Below are 22,841 nucleotides of genomic sequence, written 5' to 3' on the forward strand. Positions count from 1 at the left end.
TGTAGCCCAAGCGATGCGATCTTCGCTGCCGGAATTTCTCTTGGTTTCCATTGAAAAGCTAAACGCGGTGAAATTCCTGAGCGAGCGAATAGAGATAGAGCGTTATGGAGGCTTCAAGCTCACAGGATGAATATTGATGATAGAAAACAATCGACTAAAACCAGAAAAACGCTTTCCAACAACGAAAGTTTAGACTGGATATGCGCAGTTCATTGAAATCAGAACTACGCACTGTCTAGTTTGTAATTTCATGGTGCTTATTTGTCGCGAATGCTTGGGGTGTATCAATATCGAAAAAACTTTTTGTATCGGTGTTTGGCTTCCTGGTGGTCACTCGATTTCACTATAGCCGAAATCGAGTGATGTAAGCCCCCTGTGATCAAAGTTGGCCCGTGATCAAAGTTGGCCCGTGATCAAAGTTGGTTCAGTGGACAATAGCGATCGGTTCCAGATTATAGGTTCTGGCATGTTGTAATAGTCTGCCATCCTTTTTGATATCGCTGACAAACTGATTTACTCGGGCTAACCACTCAGGTTGCCCCTTTTTAATGGCGTAAGCATATTCAAACTGTTGGGTTTTCTGCTGTGGTGTTAGCAGCTTCGCCCAGTCGTAGTTGGTGATCATCTTCTGGCCATAAGGGTAATCGGTGATAAAAACATCGGCTCTGCCAGAGCGTACTTCGACCTCGCGTTGACTATGTTTGATGACCGGCACAACCTGCGCGTGCTTAAGACTGCTTTTCATAGCGTTCTCCATATAGGTGCCTTTTTGTACCGATACGACAATCCCGGGTTGATCTATGTCTTCCCAGCTATTGATGACAGGATGGCTTTTACTGGCGATACCGTACATGCCACTGGATAGGTAAGGTTCGCTAAAGTCGATACGCTCCATGCGTTGCTTAGTGCGGCCCACACCAAACATGGCGATATCACATTTATCCTGTTCAATATCCTTCATAAAGATGCCAAAGTGAGTGGGTACAAACTTCACTTTTGCGTTCAGGTCACTGGCAAGTTCCTGAGCCAGCTTAATATCAATGCCTTCCAGGTTGCCTGTCTTAATATTTTTGTAAGAGATCGAAAAGTAGTCCGGCCAGATGCAAACCCGAAGTTGCCCACTATCCTTAATACTTTTTTCACGTTCCGATAGTGCCAATGATGTGGAAAAATAGCTGCAGCCGAGTAAGATGGCAATGAAATGCAGTGAAAGCTTATGTTTCTGTTTCATGAAGGATTCCTTAAGACTTTAGACGCTGTTTGTCGTGCAATGTGTAATGTATTGTAAAAAAGTGTATCTATAGTGCGATATGATCTGTGTTAAAAAATTGGTGGGTTGTCATTAAAAGTACTGTTCGGCATCAGAAGTGGGTATTTCTGGTGGCTGGAACAGTGGTCCTGATGTTTTGGTTGTTGTTACATCATACTTTGGATAGAGGTGTACAGCGAAGCCTGCAGGAACAAGTGGTCCGTAATGCCGGTTTATTGCGAGCACTGGAGGATTCGATTATTCGCTCCTTTCAGTCCGTCAATGCGGTTGTCAAAACCATGGCGGAAAGTCTGCCTGAGTTAGACGAGGATGCGGATATACGAAAACTAATTACGGAACAGCTGAGAATTTCCCCTCAGATCCGCTCTATTACACTATTTGATCTGGACGGGCATATCAGGGTTGCCGCAGTCGGTAGCAAAGGAATGAAGCTTGAGCCAGCCTGTATCGCTCCTCTTGTTCAGGACCCTCTGAAAGAATACCTGATCTCCCCTCCGCAACAAGGACGATATCCTGGTGACCCTTTTGCGGATAGGATGCCCCATCAATATATTCCTTTCTGTACGACTGTTCGAGATGCTCTGGGAGAACCTAAGGCTATTTTAATGGCCGCAATAAACCCTCAGTATTTTACAGAGCTGTTTGCTTCCGTTATTGAAGAGCAAAATGCTGTTGTACGGCTTTTTCACTATGATGGTAGTGCCTTAATTGCTCCTGAAAACCGGCCCGCACCAGCGCTGTTGCGTAAATTACTACAACAGAAAAGCTGGGGAGAATACCGGATACGACAAGCGCATGACGATGCCGCGTTGATGAGCTACCGTTCGACCTCTTTATTGCCTTTAATCGTAACCATTGAATCCAGTGAGAAAGAAGCCCTAAAGGCCTGGAAACACGACGAGCGCATGCTTTCAGTGGTTATGATGGCTTTATCCGGACTTATCCTGTTCGTGACTTGCTTTATTGTGATTGTACTGGAGCGACGGGATCGTATCGCGGGTGATAATAAACTGCTAAGTGCAGCGATTCGCAGTGCGGCTAATGCGGTGTTTATTACTGACCGTCAAGGCAATATCTCCTGGGTTAATGATGCCTTTCTTCGCTTAACCGGTTATGGCTTTCATGAGGTAGAAGGACGGAATCCGCGAATTCTTAACTCAGGTCACCACGATAAATCCTTTTTCAATAGTTTGTGGCAAAACATTCTGGCCGGTAAGAGTTGGCGCGGCGAACTGCTTAATCGTCATAAAGATGGCCGGGTTATGACTGTAGAGCAAACGGTAACACCCATTGTTGATCGTAGCGGTAGCATCAGTCATTTCGTCGCGGTCCATGAAGATATTACTGCCCGTAAAGATGCGGAAGAGAGAGCCATCTATCTGGCAGATCATGATTCGCTGACTGGCTTACCAAATCGACGTTATTTTGAACATCAGCTCAATCATCTGTTTAATCGCAGTGGCAGCGAATCAGCCGCGATCATGTTTATTGACCTGGATCGCTTTAAAGAGATTAATGACACCCTGGGTCATGAGGCCGGTGATGTGTTGCTGATCCGGACGACAAATAATCTGGCTGAGATGTTGGAGGATAAACATTTTCTGGCCCGCTTGGGAGGTGATGAGTTTGCGATTCTGATCAGGCCCGTGTTGAGTCAAGCGCAGTTATCTACTTTGGCAAAACAGGTGATTGAAACCGTTGCAGTACCTTTCGAGTTCGGTGATACCAGCTTTACAGTGACCTGTAGTGTCGGCATCTCTTTCAGTAAGGTTGATCAGCTGGATGCTTCGTTATTGCAGCGTCAGGCTGATTTGGCCATGTACCGGGCTAAGCACGAAGGGAAAAACACATTTCGTTTCTTTGATGCCGCAATGGATGAGTTAATGAAGCGGCGCGTCTTCCTGCAGCAGCAGTTGGAACATGCGGTAAAGTCGAACCAATCCCTGAGTCTGAAATATCAGCCGCAAATCTCTATGGTTAGCCAGCGTGTGAGCGGAGCCGAAGCTTTGATGCGCTGGGAAACGGATACCGGGGAGTGGATCTCACCGGCCGAATTTATCTCTTTGGCTGAGGAAACCAGTCTGATTTTAGATGTGGGTAACTGGTTGATGGAGAGTATGTTCAGCCAGATTGCACAGTGGAACAAACAGCGCCTGCCCTTTGGTCGTATCGCAATGAATATTTCAGCGGTGCAGCTGGCGAGGGAGAACCTTTCGGAGCGTCTGCTGAATCTGATGTATCGCTATGAGATACCGGCCAGCCAAGTATCGATTGAAATCACCGAAACGACTCTAATGGTTGATTCTGACCTGGTGAGCCATAATCTCAAACTGCTGAAACAGGCAGGCTTGACACTGGCCATTGATGATTTTGGTACGGGTTACTCGTCGCTCAGCTATCTGAAGGCGATTGATGCGGATTATCTTAAAATCGATCGAAGCTTTGTCATTGGCATCGGTAAAAATCGTTCTGATGAGAGCATTATTGAAGCCACAATCGCCTTAGCTCATCGGCTAAATCTAAAGGTGGTTGCTGAAGGGGTTGATAGCCCTGAACAAAGAGACTTTCTCTGTGCTGTCGGCTGCGATGTGATTCAGGGCTATCTGTATGCTAAGCCACTTTCTGCTCTTGAGTTTGAGCGTTTTGTGATGGAGCAGTCAGAGCATTTGAGAGATGATATCAATGATTTGGAGGATGATGAGTATGAGTGTATTTAAGGGCTTACTTATAGCAGGCTTGATGTTGTTAAACAGTTCAGTGTTTGCTGAGGAGATCGGTTCTGTCAGTACCGTATTCAAAATGCTAGGGGCTAACCACAAGATTGTGATTGAGGCTTTTGATGATCCTAAAATCGATGGTATCAGTTGTTGGTTATCCCGGCCTAAAACCGGTGGTATTAAGGGTAGCCTGGGCTTAGCGGAGGATCGTTCAGACGGTTCAATCGCCTGTCGTCAGATAGGCCCCATTGAAATTAAAGATGAGTTGGAAAACGGTGAAAAGGTCTTTAATAAACGTACCAGCCTGATCTTTAAGAGCATGCAGGTGGTCAGGTTTTTCGATAAGAAGCGTAATACTCTGATCTATCTGGTTTATTCAGATAAGATCGTTGAAGGCTCGCCGAAAAATTCTATCTCAGTCGTGCCTATTCAGCCTTGGCGTAACTAACTTTTAGCTCAGTTTTGGTACTTTTATAAAAACGCCCATCCGGGCGTTTTTTGGTTTGTATGGCCGCATAGTCTGCGCCTTCCTGATTCCAGCTGACGCCTCTGCTTTAAGGTGACGCCTCTGTTTTAAGGTGACGCCTCTGTTTTAAGGTGACTTCTTGGTCATACGATTGTTTGATAGGCTGATAAAGCTCAGTGCAAAAAGAAGGTTTAAAGCTTGTAAGTTTTGACGCCTTTAAGCTATTCAAAGCTCCAAAACCTAAACACCAAACATCTGGAAACAGCTAAATAGAGATATCTTTCCCGGGAAGTGTCGGACTATTTAGGCCTGTACAACAATAAAAAGAGCGATTATGAAGTCATTGCAAACGTTAAAAGTACTGGATTTTAGTCCCCTGTTGCCAGGGCCTTACGCCACTATGTTATTAGCGGATATGGGGGCGGAAGTATTACGGGTTGAGTCTCCTACCCGTCCAGACTTGGTGAAGTTTCTGGAGCCTCAGGTCAATGGTGCCTCTGCAGCTTATCATCAACTCCATGATCAAAAACAAACGATACAGCTGGATCTGAAGCAGTCAGGCGCGGTTGAACAGGTTTATCGGCTGGTTAAAGAATACGATATTGTGGTTGAACAGTTCAGACCGGGAGTAATGAAGCGCTTAGGTCTGGATTACGAGACCCTTAAAGCGATCAATCCTGATCTGATTTACTGCAGTATTACAGGTTATGGTCAGACGGGGCCTTATAAAGATCGTGCGGGTCATGATATTAATTATCTGGCACTCAGTGGCGCGATGGATTACAGCCGTCGTCAGGGCCAGGCTCCGGTGCCTTTGGGTATCCAGGTAGCCGATATTGCCGGTGGTTCCCATCATGCTGTGATGGCGATTCTGGCGGCTGTAATTCACCGCCAGATGACCGGCGAGGGACAATATCTGGATATCAGCATGACGGATGCTGCTTTTGCCTTAAATGGTATGGCAGGGGCTGCCGCGTTAGCAGGAGGGGAGCAACCGCAAGCGGAAACCGGTTGGCTCAATGGCGGTACCTTTTATGATTACTATGAAACCTCTGATGGGCGTTTTATGGCAGTGGGTAGTCTTGAGCCTCAGTTCCAGAAAGTCCTGCTGGAAGCACTGGAACTGCAGGGCTTAGCCGATAACTGTGCTGATTTTACGCCGGATAGTCAAAAGAAAGTTAAGCAAGCCCTTCAAGAGGTGTTTGTTAGTCAAACCTTTACTCACTGGTGTGACTTGTTTGCGAATCTGGATGCCTGTGTTGAGCCTGTGCTGACTTTTGAAGAAGCCAGTCAGCACCCGCATATTCAGGCAAGAGGGCTGGTCCGTACAACAGATGGTTTACAGCAGTTAGCCACACCGTTTCAGCTTAAATAAGCTTAATTCAAGCCTGTGCTATAAGTATCTTTTGTTCTTATTGCAGATTTTATTTTCAAGAAAGCATAAAAAACCCGGCAGATGCCGGGTTTTTATTGGGTATTTAATTTGCCTCAGTAGACGATCAAGCCTCTTGGGCCAGAGGGATGAACTTAGACGCTGCCGCTTGGTAAGAGTCAATCTGATCGAAGTTCAGATAACGATATACATCGTCAGCCATGGTATCCAGCTTAGACGCATACTCCATATACTCATCAACGGTCGGTAATTTACCCGTCAGAGCAGCAACAGCCGCCAGTTCAGCAGAAGAGAGGTAAACATTCGCACCGGTACCCAGACGGTTAGGGAAGTTACGCGTAGACGTTGAGACTACCGTAGTGTTATCACCGACACGGGCCTGGTTACCCATACACAGGGAGCAGCCTGGCATCTCCATACGGGCACCCGCTCGACCGAAGATGTTGTAGTAACCTTCTTCAGTTAATTGAGCTGCATCCATCTTGGTGGGCGGCGCGATCCACATACGGGTCGGAACCATCTTGCCCGAGGCATCCAGTAGTTTACCCGCCGCACGGAAATGACCAATATTGGTCATACAGGAGCCGATAAAGACCTCATCAATCTTCTCGCCAGCAACTTCAGATAGTAGTTTTACATCGTCCGGATCGTTCGGGCAGGCCAGAATAGGCTCTTTGATGTCGCTCAGGTCAATTTCGATCACAGCGGCATATTCAGCATCCGCATCGGCTTCCAGCAGTTCTGGGTTTGCCAGCCAGTCTTCCATTCCTTTGATACGGCGTTCGATAGTACGCACATCACCATAACCTTCTGCGATCATCCACTTCAGCATGGTGATATTGGAGTTCAGGTATTCAGTGATAGGAGCTTCATTCAGCTTGATAGAACATGCTGCTGCAGAACGCTCAGCCGCTGAGTCAGACAGTTCAAACGCCTGCTCAACTTTCAGGTCTGGCAGGCCTTCAATTTCCAGGATACGGCCAGAAAAGATGTTTTTCTTACCGGCTTTAGCGACGGTTAGCAGGCCTTGCTTAATGGCGTAGTAAGGAATTGCATTTACCAGGTCGCGCAGAGTGATACCGGGTTGTAATTTATCGCCTTTAAAGCGAACCAGTACAGACTCAGGCATGTCCAGAGGCATGACGCCAGTGGCTGCTGCGAAGGCAACCAGACCTGAGCCCGCAGGGAAAGAGATACCGATCGGGAAGCGGGTGTGAGAGTCGCCCCCCGTACCTACCGTATCAGGTAACAGCATACGGTTCAGCCAGGAGTGGATTACACCGTCACCTGGACGTAGGGATACGCCGCCACGGTTCATAATGAAATCAGGCAGGGTATGGTGCGTCTGGACATCGACAGGTTTAGGATAAGCTGCGGTATGACAGAAAGACTGCATGGTCAGATCAGCAGAGAAGCCCAGGCAGGCCAGATCTTTCAGCTCATCACGGGTCATAGGGCCTGTAGTATCCTGAGACCCGACTGTTGTCATCTTAGGCTCTACGTATGTACCCGGGCGAACACCTTCCAGACCACAGGCTTTACCCACCATTTTCTGTGCCAGGGAGAAGCCTTTGCCAGTGTCTACAGGTTGATCAGGGCGTTTGAACAGATCGGTAGGACCTTGGGCCAGGAATTCACGGGCTTTTTCAGTCAGGCCTCGACCGATGATCAGGGGGATACGGCCGCCAGCGCGTACCTCGTCCAACAGAACCTGAGTTTTTAGCTCGAAGGTGCTGACGATTTCGTCAGTCCCGTGCTTGCAAACTTTGCCCTCATAGGGATAAACGTCAATGACATCGCCCATAGCCAGTTTTTCAACATCCATTTCGATGGGCAGTGCGCCTGCATCTTCCATGGTGTTGAAGAAGATAGGTGCGATCTTACCGCCGAAACAGAAACCGCCTGCACGTTTGTTTGGCACATGCGGAATATCGTCACCGAAGAACCAGAGTACAGAGTTAGTTGCCGACTTACGGGAAGAACCCGTACCCACAACATCACCTACATAAGCAACAGGGTGGCCCTTGGCGATTAGCGCTTCAATCTGTTTGATAGGGCCTTGAACGCCTGGCTCGTCTGGAGTGATGCCGTCACGTTCCATTTTCAGCATCGCCATGGCGTGCTTAGGAATGTCAGGACGGGTGAAAGCGTCCGGCGCAGGAGACAGGTCGTCAGTATTGGTTTCGCCGGTGACTTTAAATACGCTCAGTGTGATCTTTTCAGCCAGTTCAGGCTTGGAAGTGAACCACTCGCCAGCCGCCCAGGATTCGATAACTGCTTTTGCATTCTCGTTACCTTCTTTGGCTTTATCTGCAACATCGTAGAAGGCATCAAACATCAGCAGGGTGTGTTTTAATTGTTCTGCAGCCACAGTGCCCAGGTCATCGTCATCTAACAGCTTAACCAGGGTTTCGATGTTGTAGCCACCTTGCATGGTGCCCAGTAGTTCAACCGCATGTTTACGGTTGATGAGTGGGGAAGAGGCTTCGCCTTTAGCAACAGCAGACAGGAAGCCGGCTTTTACGTAGGCTGCTTCGTCAACGCCAGGAGATACACGGTTTGTGATCAGATCCAGAATGAAGTCTTCTTCACCTGCGGGTGGGGTTTTTAGCAACTCTACAAGATCGGCGGTTTGTTCAGCATTGAGCGCTTTAGGTACAACACCTTCTGCAGCGCGTTCTTCGACGTGTTTGCGATATGCTTCAAGCACGATTAGACCCTCATCAGTTTGTGCTTTGATTTCTGGAAATTTTTTTATGTGAAATCAAAGCGTTCGATGTGTTCATCGACCTTTTTCGGTGAGGGGATTTTAGAATAAAATGTCGACAATGTTAAGTTGACCTAGGGAGAGAGAGCTTCAACTTTGGTCTCTGACCAGGCTTTAGTGCTGGGTTGCAACGGGCTGGCAGGGCTTAAAAGGCATTCAAACACAAATGCCTTTGATTATACTGCTTTTGGGTTGGATGGTGCTGTTGCTTCTACTGTTGATTTGCTGTTGCTTCTAATATTTGCTGTTGCTTCTAATAGTTGTATCGGGTTGTTCCAAATTGCGCCGGGCTTTAGCTTGAGCAGGTCAGCTGCTTTAGTTGTGGCTGAGCGTTATCAATAATCTCAATATAAAAAATATTGTGATCCCAGTCGCTGAGGGTCAGGCGGTTGAATTCACTTTCAGCAACTCCTCTTAAACCGGGGTGATGAGTATGACCGTGGATAAGGAGTTGGCACTGGTATTCGCGTAACGTTTCTTCAATAGCACTATCGTTGAGATCTATCAGCTTATAGTCCTGCTGGCTTTCTTTGCTCTGTTGCCTGGCTTGTTGTGCAAAGGCGATGCGATCGGTCAGAGGTTTGGATAAGAAAGCGTGTTGCCACTCTTGACTGCGGGATAGCTGCCGGAACTTAAGGTACTCGGTGTCATCGGTACACAGGTAGTCGCCATGACTTAGTAGGATATGCTGCTGTGGTGCGGGCATCACATAAGGATCTGGCAGGAGCTGCATGCCGCATTGTTTGGCATAGTCTTCACCTAATAAAAAATCACGGTTGCCAGCCATAAAGAAGAGTTCAGTGCCGGACTCTTTTACAGCTTTCAATCGCTGGCTCACAGCCTCTGTGAGTTCTGAGGTGAAATCATCACCGATCCAGTACTCAAAGAAATCGCCCAGAATATAAAGCTGGTCTGTTTGAGTGGCATACAGATCGAGGAAGTGAAAAAAGTGTTGCGTGACAGGGGGGTCAAGTGCCTGCAGGTGCAGATCAGAGATAAAGAGTTGTTTCATATAGCGGTAAGTCTGCGGCAGGTTTATGGACAGAGGCAGGGGACCGGGGGAAATCCCGGTCCGGAATTCCGGCAGAAATTATTCGTCAGCAATAACTTCTGCAGATTCGATGATCACGTCTTCAGCGGGTACGTCCTGGTGACCGGCGCGGGAAGTGGTTTTTACTTCCTTGATCATGTTCACTACGTCCATACCTTCAACAACTTTACCGAATACGCAGTAACCCCAGCCCTGCATGTTTTTACCGGTGTGGTTCAGGAAAGCGTTATCTGCAACGTTGATAAAGAACTGAGCAGAGGCTGAATGAGGGTCCATAGTGCGAGCCATCGCCAGAGTGCCGGTGTCGTTAGACAGGCCGTTGTCTGCTTCATTTTCGATTGGGTCGCGTGTCTCTTTCTGGTTCATGCCTGGCTCAAAACCACCGCCCTGAACCATAAAACCGTTGATTACACGGTGGAAAATAGTGCCATTGTAGTGGCCGCTGGTTACGTACTCTTCGAAATTCTTAGCAGTAACCGGCGCTTTTTCGTAGTTCAGTTCAATTTTGATGTCGCCGTGATTGGTGTGTAGAACAATCATTGTTTGCCCTTAATCTAAATCGTTAATGGTTTTAAGAGTACTATCCGTTACCTGACAAAATAAAAGTCGTTGAACGTTACTCTCTCTGGAAGCCAGAGAAGATACCGTCTCTCGCTCAGAAACTTTTATTTCGCTGCTTAAACAGGATGGCTTAATGACCAGCCGTCACGCTATAATACCGCTTTTGCGTGTTTGGCAAAAGAAAGGTGCATGAGAATTCAGCCTCAGGCACCTGAAAATTCACGCCAAATAGCCTTATGGAAAGGCATTTAAGGTCCCTCGCTTTTATACCTGATATTTTTATCTGATGAGTTGCCCTGTTCGTGGTTGTTAACGTTTCCGGGCTTAATGCTCTTTATTCACTATAGCGGTGCTACTCGCTGAAGCTATAGAGTACAAGGGGTTCAGATAAAAGTTGCAGGGGAAGCGATAAGCCTGATGCCGCGACACTCACGCGATCATTTAGAGATTTGCCTAAGATTATGAGCAATACCGAGACAACGGCCGCACCGAATTTTATTCGCAATATTATTGAAGAAGAACTAGCAAACGGTAAATACGAGCAGATCTGTACTCGTTTTCCACCTGAGCCTAATGGTTACCTGCACGTAGGTCATGCTAAGTCGATCTGTTTGAACTTTGGTTTGGCGGAGCACTTTGGCGGTGCTTGTAATCTGCGTTTTGATGATACCAACCCAGAGAAAGAGAGCCAGGAATATATTGACTCTATCCAAGAGGATGTAAAATGGCTGGGCTTTAACTGGGCTGGCAAAGTGCGTTACACCTCTGAGTACTTTGATACCCTGTATGAATATGCTGTTGAGTTGATCAAAGCAGGTAAGGCCTACGTGTGCGAGTTGAACGCGGAACAGATGCGTGAGTACCGTGGTACGCTGACCGAAGCGGGCAAAGACAGCCCGTTCCGTGATCGCTCTGTTGAAGAGAATTTGGATCAATTCGGGCGTATGCGTGCCGGTGAGTTTGACGACGGTGCTAAGGTACTGCGTGCCAAGATCGATATGAGCGCGCCAAACATCAATCTGCGTGATCCGATTTTGTACCGTATCCGTCGTGCTCATCACCATCAGACCGGTGATAAGTGGTGCATCTATCCAAACTATGACTTTGCTCATGGTCAGTCTGATGCGATTGAAGGTATTACACACTCTATCTGTACACTGGAGTTTGAAGATCACCGTCCTCTGTATAACTGGTTTATTGAAAACCTGCCTGTACCGGCTCAGCCTAAGCAGATCGAATTCTCTCGTCTGAACCTGAACTACACGGTAACCAGTAAGCGTAAACTGAAGCAGCTGGTAGACGAAAATCATGTGGCAGGTTGGGATGATCCGCGTATGCCGACTATTTCAGGTATGCGTCGTCGTGGTTATACGCCAAACTCTATTCGTAAGTTCTGCGATATGGTGGGTGTAACCCGTAGTGACGGTGTGGTTGATGTCGCTATGCTGTATCACGCGCTGCGTTCTGATCTGGAAGAGAATGCGCCGCGTGCGATGTGTGTGCTAGACCCGATTAAAGTAACTATCACTAACTATCCAGAAGATCAGGTAGAAGAGTACGTTGTACCTGCGCACCCTGCTCACGAAGAGATGGGTGAGCGTACCGTACCCTTCAGTCGCACTCTGCTGATCGAAGCGGAAGACTTTATGGAAGATGCGCCGAAGAAATTCTTCCGCCTGACTCAAGGTCGTGAAGTTCGCCTGCGTAACTCTTATGTGATCAAGTGTGAAAAAGTGATCAAGGACGAAAACGGTAAAGTAGTAGAGCTGCTGTGTACCTATGATCCTGAGACGCTGGGCAAGAACCCGGAAGGTCGTAAGGTGAAAGGTGTGATTCACTGGGTATCTGAAGCTCATGCGGTACCGGCTGAAGTGCGTCTGTACGAAAACCTGTTTACCGATGAAAATCCAGATGGTCACAAAGACGCTAATTTCCTGGACTTTATCAATCCAGAATCTCTGACCGTCACCACCGGCTACTGTGAGCCAAGCCTGCTGACTGCAGTGGGTGAAGATAGCTTCCAGTTTGAGCGTATTGGTTACTTTGTAGCGGATCGTTATGATCACGGCGTTGATGGCAAACTGGTATTTAACAAAACAGTAGGCCTGAAAGACAGCTGGGCCAAGATCCAGAAAAAGGGATAACAGGGTATGTTGCAGATCTACAATACAATGACGCGTAAAAAAGAAGTCTTTACGCCAATTGAAGAAAACAAGATCAAGATGTATGTGTGCGGTATCACCGTATACGACCTGTGTCATATTGGTCATGCCCGCGTTATGGTTGGCTTTGATATGATCACCCGCTATCTGCGTCATCGTGGTTATGATGTAACTTACGTGCGTAATATCACCGATGTGGACGACAAAATTATCCGTCGTGCCAATGAGAATGGTGAGCGCGTGGATGAACTGACCGAGCGTATGATTCAGGCGATGCATGATGATGAAGATCGCCTGGGCGTGCTGCGTCCTGATCTGGAGCCTCGTGCGACTCACCACATTGGTGATATCGTCGATATGGTTCAGACGCTGGTTGAGAAGGGTTTTGCCTATCCAGCAGATAACGGTGATGTCTATTATCGCGTTAATAAGTTTGCTGACTACGGCAAGCTGACCAATCGTAATCTGGAAGAGATGCAGGCTGGCGCCCGTATTGATGTAGAAGATGCGAAAGAAAACCCAATGGACTTCGTGCTGTGGAAATCAGCTAAAGAAGATGAGGTCAGCTGGGATTCCCCTTGGGGTCCAGGTCGTCCGGGTTGGCATATCGAGTGTTCAGCGATGTCTACTTGCTGCTTGGGTAATAATTTCGACATTCATGGTGGCGGCCCGGATCTGCCGTTCCCGCACCATGAAAACGAGATTGCTCAGTCTGAAGCGGCTACTGGCGAGAAATATGCCAATACCTGGATGCACGCTGGTGCGGTGCGCGTGGATCAGGAGAAGATGTCCAAGTCTCTGGGGAACTTCTTCACTATTCGAGATGTGCTGGAAAAATACAATCCAGAGGTGATTCGTTACTTCCTGTTGTCCAGCCACTACCGTAGCCCGATTAACTACTCTGAAGATGGTCTGAAATCAGCCCGTCAATCGCTGGAGCGTTTCTATACTGCGTTGCAGGGTGTTGATGCTGTTGAAGTGCCTGCTGAAGGTGAGTGGGTTGAGCGCTTTAAAGCCGCAATGGATGATGACTTCAATACTGCAGAGGCGTTTGCGGTGCTGTTTGACTTGGCTAAACAGCTGAATATCGCTAAGAAAGAAGGTGATACTGAGCAGGCGGGTCAGCTGGCTGGTTATCTGAAGCTGTTTGGTGATGTGCTGGGTCTGTTCAACCAGGATGCGGATAGCTTCCTGAAAGGTGAGCCTGCGGCGGATGGCTTGAGTGAAGGTGATATTGAAGCTCAGATTGAAGCCCGTAACCAGGCACGTAAGAATAAAGATTTTGCCGAGTCTGATCGCATTCGTGATGAACTGGCTGCGCAAGGTATTATTCTGAAAGACTCTCGCGAAGGTACCAGTTGGGTGCGTGAGTAATGAGTCGATAAAGCGAGAATAAAAAAGGGTGCCAAGTTGGCGCCCTTTTTTTATGGCTTTTAAAATTCTAACAGCCTGATAAAACCTGTAAGTCTTTAATAAGCCAGATCAGTTTTTATCGTGGTTCTCTGCTGCTTGCAGTGTATTTTCCAGTAGAGCTGCACGGGTCATAGGGCCAACGCCGCCCGGAACTGGTGTGATCCAGCCGGCACGTTCCGCAGCAGGTTCGAACTCAATGTCGCCAACCAGTTTGCCGTTGTCCAGACGGTTGATACCTACATCAATAACAATTGCGCCATCTTTGATCCATTCGCCTTTTACGATGCCTGGTTTGCCGACTGCCACAACTACTATGTCGGCATCTGCCAGCTCCCCTGGTAGATCCTTGGTAAAACGGTGAGTAACCGTTACCGTACAGCCAGCCAGTAACAGCTCCATTGCCATAGGGCGGCCTACAATATTGGAAGCACCTACGATGGTGGCTTTTTTGCCGCGAATCTCTTCGCCGGTGCTTTCCAGTAGGGTCATAATGCCTTTGGGTGTACAAGGGCGCAGTGCTGGTAAGCGTTGAGCAAGGCGGCCAATGTTATACGGGTGGAAGCCGTCAACATCTTTGTGGGGTTCGATACGCTCTAAAATTAAGTCGGAATCCAAGTGTGCTGGCAATGGTAGCTGAACCAGAATGCCATCTACTTCCGGGTTGGCATTCAGTTCGTCGACCAGACCTAATAGCTGTTCCTGAGTGGTAGTTTCATCCAGGTCGTATGAAAAGGACTTGAAGCCTGCTTTTTCACAGTCCGCTTTCTTATTGCGTACATACACTTCAGAAGCGGGGTCGTTACCGACCAGAACAACTGCCAGGCCGGGGATACGTTGACCGTTGGCGATACGCTGTTCTACTGCTTTGGATACTTTATCACGCACATTAAGTGCAATCTGCTTGCCATCAATGATATTGGCGCTCATGTTTTGGGGGTGCTCCTGCCGAGACTTGGGTAACAAGGGTTATATTGTCGCACGATGTGCTGCCAGGGGGAATATTCAGGTTAACGCCTTGTATCTAAATGGAAAAATTAGAAATATTTTAAAAATAGTGTTGACCTGCCGAAATAGTATCTATAGAATGCGTCGCCATGTTGAGGCAGCAGAGTTAAGCTGTTTTGACTAGCAAGTTTTCGGGATATAGCGCAGTCTGGTAGCGCGCCTGCTTTGGGAGCAGGATGTCGGGGGTTCGAATCCCTCTATCCCGACCACTGGACTTGTAAAGCGCCTATAGCTCAACCGGATAGAGCAACGGCCTTCTAAGCCGTAGGTTGCAGGTTCGAGTCCTGCTGGGCGCGCCATAAGTGTCTGGTGTGGGTTTGTGGTGAGCGTAGCTCAGTTGGTAGAGCCCCGGATTGTGATTCCGGTTGTCGTGGGTTCGAGCCCCATCGTTCACCCCATTTTTTCTTGCTGGTATATTGTTTGAGTGTGTTTTTCGGGATATAGCGCAGTCTGGTAGCGCGCCTGCTTTGGGAGCAGGATGTCGGGGGTTCGAATCCCTCTATCCCGACCATTTGATCGGCAATCTTTTTGTTTGTTGGTTATGATGTTAGTTGTGCCTGTAAGGCGTTAGTGGTGAGCGTAGCTCAGTTGGTAGAGTCCCGGATTGTGATTCCGGTTGTCGTGGGTTCGAGCCCCATCGTTCACCCCATCTTGCCTTGCATTTGCTTTATGTAGTATATCGGGATATAGCGCAGTCTGGTAGCGCGCCTGCTTTGGGAGCAGGATGTCGGGGGTTCGAATCCCTCTATCCCGACCATTTAATCAGCAATCTTTTTGTTTGTTGGTTATGGTGTTTTTTGATTGTGCCTGTAAGGCGTTAGTGGTGAGCGTAGCTCAGTTGGTAGAGCCCCGGATTGTGATTCCGGTTGTCGTGGGTTCGAGCCCCATCGTTCACCCCATATTACTTTTTTGCTTTATGTAGTATATCGGGATATAGCGCAGTCTGGTAGCGCGCCTGCTTTGGGAGCAGGATGTCGGGGGTTCGAATCCCTCTATCCCGACCACTTAATTTTTGGTTTTTCTTCTTGTTTTTCCTTTCTCGTCTTTCTCGTCTTTTTATCTTTAAGTACTTTTGTTCTATTGTAGCTTGAGTCGCTTTCGAATTTACCCTTTATTTTTCAGTGTATTGCTTTGTATTGTTCGAAAAACAACCATTTGGTTCAGTTTTGGTTTTTTTCTTAACAAACAAGTGTCTTGTGGGTGCATAACCGCTTGCTTGCGGCTCTATCTACTCTTAAAATCTATTTCTTTCAGCTTACAAAAGAAGCATTAAAAGTATTACGAGGATTTTTCATGCAAGTTTCCGTTGAAACGACTTCTGGTCTTGAGCGTCGCGTCACAATTCAGGTGCCAGCAGCGCAGGTTGATAACGCAGTTGAAGAGCGTCTGAAGCAGACTGCAAAAAGCGCACGTATCAACGGCTTCCGTCGTGGCAAGGTGCCAATGAGCTATGTGCGTCGTCAGTTTGGTGCTGATGTTCGTGCTGAAGTTGTTTCAGAAGTTGTGCGTACTCAGTACGTTGAAGCGATTACTAAGGAAGAACTGAATCCAGCCGGTTTCCCTGAGATCGAACCTAAAGTAAACGAAACAGGTAAAGATCTGGAGTTTGTTGCAACTCTGGAAGTTTACCCGGAGGTTGAAGTAGGCTCTCTGAGTGATCTGACTGTAGAAAAGCCAGCGGCCAGCGTAACTGATGAAGACCTGGATAAGATGATCGATGTTCTGCGTGAACAACAAACATCTTGGGTTGAAGTTGAGCGTGAAGCCGCAGAGCAGGATCAGGTAAATATTGACTTTGAAGGTTTCATCGATGGTGAAGCATTTGAAGGTGGTAAAGCAGAAGGTTATGACCTGGGTCTGTCTTCCGGCACCTTTATTCCTGGTTTTGAAGCTCAGCTGGTAGGTACTAAAGCGGGTGAAGAGAAAGACGTTAATGTTGCTTTCCCGGAAGATTACCAGGCTGAACAGCTGAAAGGCAAAGATGCAGTATTCAAAGTGAAAGTGAATAAAGTATCTGAGAAACAGCTGCCTGAGCTGAATGATGAGTTCTTCGCTAAGTACGGTGTTGAAGAAGGTGGTGTTGAAGCGTTCCGTGCCGATGTTAAGAAAAACATGGAGCGTGAGCTGGAACAAACCATCAAAAACAAAGTAAAAGAGCAAGTTGTTGATGCGCTGGTTAAGGGTAACGAGTTCGACGTACCTAAAGCCCTGATCAGCAATGAGATCGATGCTCTGCGTCAGCAAGCGGTTCAGCAGTTTGGTGGTCCATCTAACTTTGATGCGTCACAACTGCCTGCAGAACTGTTCCAGGAGCAAGCTGAGAAGCGCGTTAAACTGGGTCTGCTGATGGCTTCCGTTGTTGAAGCGAAAGAACTGAAGGCGGATGAAGCCGCTCTGCGTGCATACGTAGAGAAGCTGGCTGAGTCTTACCAGGACCCAGATGAAGTTGTTGATTACTACATGAGCAACGACCAGATGCGTCAGCAGCTGGAATCTGCAGTGCTGGAAGAGCTGGTAGTTGAAAACCTGCTGGCAGAAGCTACTGTAAATGACGTTGAAGTGTCTTACGATGATGCGATCAAGCCTGCAGCTCCACAGCAGGAAGAAGCAGAAGAAGCGGCTGAGTAATTTAACTCTTTGACGTCTTCATGGCCTGACCTCTATTATGGGGTCAGGCATTTTTACTAAGGGAATATGCATATGAGCAATCCATTTGAGATCATGAACGCGGGCTTAGTCCCTATGGTGGTTGAACAATCATCACGTGGCGAGCGTGCGTATGATATCTACTCCCGTCTATTAAAAGAGCGAGTGATCTTTCTGGTAGGCCCGGTTGAAGATCATATGGCCAACCTGGTAGTGGCTCAGTTGCTGTTTTTGGAATCGGAGAATCCGGATAAGGATGTTCACCTGTACATCAATTCTCCGGGTGGTTCCGTGACTGCGGGTATGTCCATCTACGATACCATGCAGTTTATTAAGCCTGATGTCAGCACCATGTGTATCGGTCAGGCGGCCAGTATGGGGGCATTGTTGCTCTCTGGTGGTGCAGCAGGTAAGCGTTACTGCCTGCCTCATTCACGTATGATGATTCACCAGCCGCTGGGTGGTTTCCAGGGGCAAGCGAGTGATATTGAGATCCACACTCGCGAAATTTTGACAATTCGAGAAAAACTGAACAAAGTATTGTCTCACCATACAGGCAAGCCGATTGAAGAGATTGCCCGTGATACTGACCGTGATAACTTTATGGACGGTGAGACAGCGGTTGAGTATGGTCTGATTGATAAAGTACTTGATCAGCGCGCCATGGGCGGCGAATAAGTCCAAATTGTTGTTTAGGGTAATACGCACAAATCGCTGCAGCTGACCCTGAATAGTGAACAGGGGTTGGTAGCAGCGGTTGCTGTAATTGGCCTTGAAATTTGTAAAGTGGCAATAGCTACCGTAAGTGAACTGAGGTAACGAATGGGCCATCAAAATGATTCTGGTAATGACGGCGGCAAGCTGCTGTATTGTTCGTTTTGTGGAAAAAACCAGAACGAAGTACGTAAACTGATTGCCGGTCCTTCTGTTTATATCTGTGATGAATGTGTTGACCTGTGTAACGATATCATTCGCGAAGAAGTAACAGAGAGTACGACCGAAGAAGACGGTGATCGTCTGCCTGTGCCTAAAGAGATTCGTAGCACTCTTGATGAGTATGTTATTGGGCAGCCGAAGGCAAAAATGACATTGGCGGTAGCGGTCTATAACCACTACAAGCGCCTGAAGCACGGTGCTACTCAGAAAGGAAGTGTCGAGCTTGGTAAGAGTAATATTCTGTTAATTGGTCCTACGGGTAGCGGTAAAACATTGCTGGCAGAAACGCTGGCTCGTATGTTGAACGTTCCTTTCACCATTGCTGATGCTACCACGCTGACCGAAGCCGGTTATGTGGGCGAAGATGTTGAAAACATTATTCAGAAGCTACTGCAGAAATGCGATTACGATGTAGAGAAAGCTCAGCGAGGCATAGTGTATATTGATGAGATCGATAAGATCTCCCGTAAGTCTGATAACCCATCAATCACCCGGGATGTATCCGGTGAGGGTGTTCAGCAGGCACTGTTGAAACTGATTGAGGGTACGGTTGCATCGGTTCCGCCGCAAGGTGGCCGCAAGCATCCTCAGCAGGAGTTCCTGCAAGTAGATACGTCTAATATTCTGTTTATCTGTGGCGGTGCGTTTGCTGGCCTGGAAAAAGTAATTCAGGATCGCTCATCAAAAGGTGGTATTGGTTTCTCCGCCGAAGTGAAGAGCAAGGATATTGAAGCAACAGTGGGTCAAACCCTACAGGATGTTGAGCCGGAAGATCTGGTGAAATTTGGTCTGATTCCTGAGTTTGTTGGCCGTCTGCCCGTTGTGGCAACCTTGCAGGAGCTGGATGAAGAAGCGCTGGTTAAGATTCTGAAAGAGCCTAAAAATGCGCTAACCAAGCAGTATGCCCGTTTGTTTGAGATGGAAGAGGTTGAACTGGAATTCCGTGATGAAGCTTTGCAGGCTGTAGCCCGTAAGGCGATGGAGCGTAAGACGGGTGCACGTGGTCTGCGTTCTATCATGGAGTCAGTGTTGCTGCCAACCATGTATGACATTCCTTCCGAAGAGGGTATCTCCAAGGTTGTGGTTGATGAGAATGTAATCAGCGGAGAGTCTGAACCTCTGCTAATCTATTCCAATGACCAAACTGACTTAGCGTCAGGTGACCAAGGGTAGTATCTTCTGTATAAAAAGGCCCCCTGTGGGCCTTTTTTTTTATCTGATTAGTACGTTTAGTGATATTAATTTTTTTGTAATAACAAAGGGTTGTAAAAGGCAAATTAACCCCAACGTTACAAGAAAAGTATTTCAGGTACTGGATTGGCCAGTCCTTCCAAGGTTAGAGGTGGTTCTGCTATGGAGCAGAAACAGGTTAAAGATTCCGTAGAAGCACAAACATATCCGCTGCTGCCCTTGCGCGATGTGGTTGTCTTTCCCCAAATGGTATTGCCGCTTTTTGTTGGTCGAGAACGTTCGATCAGTGCATTAGAAGCAGCAATGGCCGACAGTAAAAAAGTATTTCTTGCAGCACAGAAAGATGCCGGTATTGATGAGCCGGGTGTTGATGACTTATATGATATTGGTACTGTTGCAACTGTATTACAGTTGTTAAAGCTGCCGGACGGTACTGTAAAAGTACTGATAGAAGGTGCTGAGCGCGCCGAGCTGGTTAAGATTAGTGACAATGACGATTACATGGTGGCTGATGTACAGCATCACCGTGCCAAAGAGTTAAGTGAACGTGAATCGGAAAGCCTGAGTCATGTACTGATGAACCAGTTTGAACAGTACGTCAAACTGAGCAAAAAGGTACCGGCGGAAGTACTGAATTCCCTGAAAAATATTACTGATCCGAGCCGCCTGGTCGATACTATGTCCGCCCATCTGTCGCTGAATGTGGCAGAGAAGCAAAAGTTGTTGGAACTGGAAGATGTGCGTGAGCGCATTGAACAGATCATGACCTATATTGAGACAGAGATTGACCTGTTAGAGGTTGAGAAGCGCGTCCGTGGTCGTGTGAAGCAGCAGATGGAGAAAAACCAGCGCGAGTACTATCTGAACGAGCAGATGAAAGCTATTCAGAAAGAGATGGGCGAGCTGGATAATGGTGCTTCAGAAATCGATGAGTTGGCAGATAAGATTGAAGAATCGGGTATGCCAAAAGAAGCCAAGGAAAAGGCTGAAAATGAGCTGAAGAAACTGAAGATGATGTCGGCGATGTCGGCTGAAGCAACCGTTGTTCGCAGTTATATCGATTGGATGGTCAGTCTGCCGTGGAAAAAACGCTCCAAAGTTTCCCACGATATCGAAAAAGCCGAGGCGATTCTGGAAGCAGAGCACTACGGTCTGGAAGAAGTTAAAGAGCGTATTCTGGATTATCTGGCAGTACAGAAGCGCGTTAAAAAAATTAAAGGCCCTGTACTGTGTCTGGTTGGGCCTCCCGGTGTCGGTAAAACCTCTCTGGGTCAATCTATCGCTCGTGCCACCAACCGTAAATATGTACGCATGGCGTTAGGTGGTGTGCGTGACGAGTCTGAGATTCGTGGCCACCGTCGCACCTATATCGGTTCTATGCCGGGCAAGCTGCTGCAGCGTATGGCGAAAGTGGGCGTTAAAAACCCACTGTTCCTGCTTGATGAAATCGATAAGATGGGAATGGATCATCGCGGTGATCCGGCGTCCGCCCTGTTGGAAGTGCTCGACCCGGAGCAGAACGGCAAGTTCAGCGACCACTATCTGGAAGTAGACTACGACCTATCCGATGTGATGTTCGTGTGTACGTCTAACTCCATGAATATCCCAGGTCCGCTTCTGGATCGTATGGAAGTGATCCGTATTCCGGGTTACACCGAAGATGAGAAGCTGGCGATTGCTGAGCGTTATCTGGTTAAGAAGCAGTTTGAACAGAACGGCCTGACTGATAAAGAGCTGGCACTGGATAAAGATGCAATTCTGGAGCTGATTCGTTACTACACTCGTGAAGCGGGTGTGCGTAGCCTGGAGCGTGAAATCGCCAAGGTTTGTCGTAAGGCTGTGCGCGAACTGATTCAGGGTGGCTCAGAGAAGTTTGATAAACCGATTCATCTGACGGAAGAGAAAATTGAAGAGTACTGCGGTGTACGCAAGTTCTCTTACGGTTTAGCGGATGAAGAGGACCAGATTGGCCGGGTAACTGGTTTGGCGTGGACATCTGTTGGTGGTGAGTTGCTGAATCTTGAAGCGGCTGCTGTGCCAGGTAAGGGGCGCATGACGCAAACCGGTTCTCTGGGTGATGTGATGAAAGAGTCGATTCAGGCAGCGATGACTGTAGTGCGTAGCCGCGCGGAAACTCTGGGTATAGCCCCTGATTTCTATGAGAAAAAAGATCTTCATATTCATGTGCCGGAAGGTGCAACGCCGAAAGATGGCCCAAGTGCCGGTATCGGTATGTGTACGGCGATGATTTCTGTTCTCTCTGGAATTCCAGTGAAGAGTACTGTCGCAATGACCGGTGAGATCACGCTGCGGGGTGAAGTACTGGCTATTGGCGGGTTAAAAGAAAAATTGCTGGCAGCCCGTCGTGGTGGTATAAAAACGGTCGTTATTCCTGAAGAGAATCGAAAAGACCTGAAAGAGGTGCCAGATGCCATCAAATCTGAGCTGGATATTCGTCCGGTTAAGTGGATTGATGAGGTTCTGGAGGTTGCTCTGGCTCATGCGCCGACGCCCTATGTAGCGAAGGATGCCATGCCTAAGGAAGAGTCTGCAGCGGTTAAGGAAGAAAGTTCGTCATCTAAGGCAAGTACTCACTGAAGATTACTTGACGCTTAAAAGGTCTATTGGTATAAATTGCGCCTTGTTTTTTGCGTAAGCCACCAATGATCTATACGCATTTGTTTTTGGCCTTAAAAGGCCGTTCTGTTAAGGGGTGAAGAGTGAATAAGTCTGAACTGATTGATGCGATTGCTGCGTCTGCTGATATTCCTAAAGCTGCTGCTGGTCGCGCACTGGATGCAATGATCGAAACTGTGTCTGAGTCTCTGCAAAAGGGTGATTCAGTAGTATTGGTTGGCTTTGGTACTTTCTCTGTAAAAGAGCGTGCGGCACGCACTGGTCGTAATCCACAGACTGGTCAGCCTATCGAAATTAAGGCGGCTAAAGTGCCTACCTTTAAGCCAGGTAAGGCTCTGAAAGACGCTGTTAACTAATTGGATTAGTTAAGCTGATTTCAGGACCGGTAGTTCAGTTGGTTAGAATACCGGCCTGTCACGCCGGGGGTCGCGGGTTCGAGTCCCGTCCGGTCCGCCAAATAAAAAAGCACACCTTAGTCGGTGTGCTTTTTTTATACCTGTCGTTTTGGTCCGTTTCTTTATATCTATGAGTTAAATAAAGATCTCTTGTGACGTGCAGTGAAACCAAACAGGCTCATTTATTGTCTGTAAACGTAAGAGTAGCCGGATATTTTTGTCTCAGCCTGT

General features: G+C 47.7%; 15 protein-coding genes and 9 tRNA genes. 19 read left to right on the forward strand and 5 right to left on the reverse strand.

The window, feature by feature from the left end; translation table 11 throughout:
* Positions 1–424: 424 nt before the first annotated feature.
* Positions 425–1,231, reverse strand: a complete 807-nt coding sequence (locus H579_RS0106800) for a substrate-binding periplasmic protein (RefSeq protein ID WP_028300059.1) — start codon at positions 1,229–1,231, stop codon at positions 425–427.
* A 149-nt stretch (positions 1,232–1,380) separates the two neighbouring features.
* Here H579_RS0106800 and H579_RS27700 point away from each other — a divergent pair, with 149 nt between their 5' ends.
* The 3 genes from H579_RS27700 to H579_RS24600 all read left to right on the forward strand — a co-directional run bounded on the left by H579_RS27700 (position 1,381) and on the right by H579_RS24600 (position 5,828).
* Positions 1,381–3,987, forward strand: coding sequence for a bifunctional diguanylate cyclase/phosphodiesterase (locus H579_RS27700; RefSeq protein WP_157834569.1), 2,607 nt, complete (start codon positions 1,381–1,383; stop codon positions 3,985–3,987).
* Positions 3,974–4,435, forward strand: coding sequence for a CreA family protein (locus tag H579_RS0106810; protein WP_028300060.1), 462 nt, complete (start codon positions 3,974–3,976; stop codon positions 4,433–4,435). The genes H579_RS27700 and H579_RS0106810 overlap by 14 nt, the downstream gene beginning before the upstream one ends.
* 352 nt (positions 4,436–4,787) lie before the next feature.
* Positions 4,788–5,828 (forward strand): CaiB/BaiF CoA transferase family protein, encoded by a 1,041-nt coding sequence (locus H579_RS24600; RefSeq protein ID WP_051227389.1) that lies wholly within the window; start codon positions 4,788–4,790, stop codon positions 5,826–5,828.
* A gap of 124 nt (positions 5,829–5,952) precedes the next feature.
* Here the strand turns inward: H579_RS24600 and acnB are convergent, their stop codons facing one another.
* From acnB to H579_RS0106830, 3 genes are all read right to left on the reverse strand, one after another.
* Complete coding sequence (gene acnB / locus H579_RS0106820; protein ID WP_028300061.1) at positions 5,953–8,556, reverse strand: bifunctional aconitate hydratase 2/2-methylisocitrate dehydratase; 2,604 nt, start codon at positions 8,554–8,556, stop codon at positions 5,953–5,955.
* Between the two features lie 349 nt (positions 8,557–8,905).
* Positions 8,906–9,625 (reverse strand): UDP-2,3-diacylglucosamine diphosphatase, encoded by a 720-nt coding sequence (locus H579_RS0106825; protein ID WP_028300062.1) that lies wholly within the window; start codon positions 9,623–9,625, stop codon positions 8,906–8,908.
* Between the two features lie 78 nt (positions 9,626–9,703).
* Positions 9,704–10,204 (reverse strand): peptidylprolyl isomerase, encoded by a 501-nt coding sequence (locus H579_RS0106830; RefSeq protein WP_028300063.1) that lies wholly within the window; start codon positions 10,202–10,204, stop codon positions 9,704–9,706.
* A 482-nt stretch (positions 10,205–10,686) separates the two neighbouring features.
* Here H579_RS0106830 and H579_RS0106835 point away from each other — a divergent pair, with 482 nt between their 5' ends.
* Together H579_RS0106835 and cysS are read left to right on the forward strand one after the other, a co-directional pair.
* Positions 10,687–12,369, forward strand: coding sequence for a glutamine--tRNA ligase/YqeY domain fusion protein (locus H579_RS0106835; RefSeq protein ID WP_028300064.1), 1,683 nt, complete (start codon positions 10,687–10,689; stop codon positions 12,367–12,369).
* Positions 12,370–12,375: 6 nt separating this feature from the next.
* The gene (cysS, locus tag H579_RS0106840) at positions 12,376–13,761 is read left to right on the forward strand and encodes a cysteine--tRNA ligase (protein ID WP_036565610.1); all 1,386 of its coding nucleotides are present in this window, start codon (positions 12,376–12,378) and stop codon (positions 13,759–13,761) included.
* Positions 13,762–13,869: 108 nt separating this feature from the next.
* Here the strand turns inward: cysS and folD are convergent, their stop codons facing one another.
* Positions 13,870–14,727 carry a bifunctional methylenetetrahydrofolate dehydrogenase/methenyltetrahydrofolate cyclohydrolase FolD gene (gene folD / locus H579_RS0106845; RefSeq protein WP_028300066.1) on the reverse strand — a complete coding sequence of 286 codons (858 nt, stop codon included), beginning with the start codon at positions 14,725–14,727 and terminating at the stop codon, positions 13,870–13,872.
* Between the two features lie 210 nt (positions 14,728–14,937).
* On the opposite strand from folD, the gene H579_RS0106850 reads away from it, so the two are divergent.
* The 14 genes from H579_RS0106850 to H579_RS0106915 all read left to right on the forward strand — a co-directional run bounded on the left by H579_RS0106850 (position 14,938) and on the right by H579_RS0106915 (position 22,671).
* Positions 14,938–15,014, forward strand: a tRNA-Pro gene (locus H579_RS0106850).
* A 13-nt stretch (positions 15,015–15,027) separates the two neighbouring features.
* A tRNA-Arg gene (locus H579_RS0106855) sits at positions 15,028–15,104 on the forward strand.
* A 23-nt stretch (positions 15,105–15,127) separates the two neighbouring features.
* Positions 15,128–15,203, forward strand: a tRNA-His gene (locus tag H579_RS0106860).
* A gap of 36 nt (positions 15,204–15,239) precedes the next feature.
* Positions 15,240–15,316 (forward strand) — tRNA-Pro (locus H579_RS0106865).
* Between the two features lie 62 nt (positions 15,317–15,378).
* A tRNA-His gene (locus H579_RS0106870) sits at positions 15,379–15,454 on the forward strand.
* A 31-nt stretch (positions 15,455–15,485) separates the two neighbouring features.
* A tRNA-Pro gene (locus H579_RS0106875) sits at positions 15,486–15,562 on the forward strand.
* Between the two features lie 66 nt (positions 15,563–15,628).
* Positions 15,629–15,704: transfer RNA gene (locus tag H579_RS0106880), tRNA-His, on the forward strand.
* A 28-nt stretch (positions 15,705–15,732) separates the two neighbouring features.
* Positions 15,733–15,809 (forward strand) — tRNA-Pro (locus H579_RS0106885).
* 289 nt (positions 15,810–16,098) lie between these two features.
* Positions 16,099–17,433: a trigger factor gene (gene tig, locus H579_RS0106890; protein ID WP_028300067.1), complete on the forward strand. Its 1,335-nt coding sequence runs from the start codon at positions 16,099–16,101 to the stop codon at positions 17,431–17,433.
* Positions 17,434–17,505: 72 nt separating this feature from the next.
* On the forward strand, positions 17,506–18,129 hold the full coding sequence (gene clpP / locus H579_RS0106895) for an ATP-dependent Clp endopeptidase proteolytic subunit ClpP (protein ID WP_028300068.1): 624 nt from the start codon (positions 17,506–17,508) through the stop codon (positions 18,127–18,129).
* A gap of 144 nt (positions 18,130–18,273) precedes the next feature.
* Entirely contained in the window at positions 18,274–19,560 is a 1,287-nt protein-coding gene (gene clpX / locus H579_RS0106900) for an ATP-dependent Clp protease ATP-binding subunit ClpX (protein WP_028300069.1), read from the forward strand.
* A gap of 180 nt (positions 19,561–19,740) precedes the next feature.
* Positions 19,741–22,176 (forward strand): endopeptidase La, encoded by a 2,436-nt coding sequence (gene lon / locus H579_RS0106905; RefSeq protein ID WP_028300070.1) that lies wholly within the window; start codon positions 19,741–19,743, stop codon positions 22,174–22,176.
* Between the two features lie 122 nt (positions 22,177–22,298).
* A complete protein-coding gene (locus H579_RS0106910) occupies positions 22,299–22,571 on the forward strand; it encodes an HU family DNA-binding protein (protein ID WP_028300071.1) in 273 nt (90 codons plus the stop codon).
* A gap of 23 nt (positions 22,572–22,594) precedes the next feature.
* Positions 22,595–22,671: transfer RNA gene (locus H579_RS0106915), tRNA-Asp, on the forward strand.
* Positions 22,672–22,841: the final 170 nt, after the last annotated feature.

It is taken from the genome of Oceanospirillum beijerinckii DSM 7166, assembly GCF_000422425.1.
GTDB classification, from domain to species: domain Bacteria; phylum Pseudomonadota; class Gammaproteobacteria; order Pseudomonadales; family Halomonadaceae; genus Oceanospirillum; species Oceanospirillum beijerinckii.

Bases quoted from the DNA above. Each gene is read 5' to 3' on its own strand.
- H579_RS0106800 (WP_028300059.1), bottom strand. From the start codon at position 1,231: ATGAAACAGAAACATAAGCTTTCACTGCATTTCATTGCCATCTTACTC.
- cysS (WP_036565610.1), top strand. From the start codon at position 12,376: ATGTTGCAGATCTACAATACAATGACGCGTAAAAAAGAAGTCTTTACG.
- folD (WP_028300066.1), bottom strand. From the start codon at position 14,727: ATGAGCGCCAATATCATTGATGGCAAGCAGATTGCACTTAATGTGCGT.
- lon (WP_028300070.1), top strand. From the start codon at position 19,741: ATGGAGCAGAAACAGGTTAAAGATTCCGTAGAAGCACAAACATATCCG.
- H579_RS0106810 (WP_028300060.1), top strand. From the start codon at position 3,974: ATGAGTGTATTTAAGGGCTTACTTATAGCAGGCTTGATGTTGTTAAAC.
- H579_RS0106825 (WP_028300062.1), bottom strand. From the start codon at position 9,625: ATGAAACAACTCTTTATCTCTGATCTGCACCTGCAGGCACTTGACCCC.
- H579_RS0106835 (WP_028300064.1), top strand. From the start codon at position 10,687: ATGAGCAATACCGAGACAACGGCCGCACCGAATTTTATTCGCAATATT.
- H579_RS0106830 (WP_028300063.1), bottom strand. From the start codon at position 10,204: ATGATTGTTCTACACACCAATCACGGCGACATCAAAATTGAACTGAAC.
- clpP (WP_028300068.1), top strand. From the start codon at position 17,506: ATGAGCAATCCATTTGAGATCATGAACGCGGGCTTAGTCCCTATGGTG.
- clpX (WP_028300069.1), top strand. From the start codon at position 18,274: ATGGGCCATCAAAATGATTCTGGTAATGACGGCGGCAAGCTGCTGTAT.
- H579_RS24600 (WP_051227389.1), top strand. From the start codon at position 4,788: ATGAAGTCATTGCAAACGTTAAAAGTACTGGATTTTAGTCCCCTGTTG.
- tig (WP_028300067.1), top strand. From the start codon at position 16,099: ATGCAAGTTTCCGTTGAAACGACTTCTGGTCTTGAGCGTCGCGTCACA.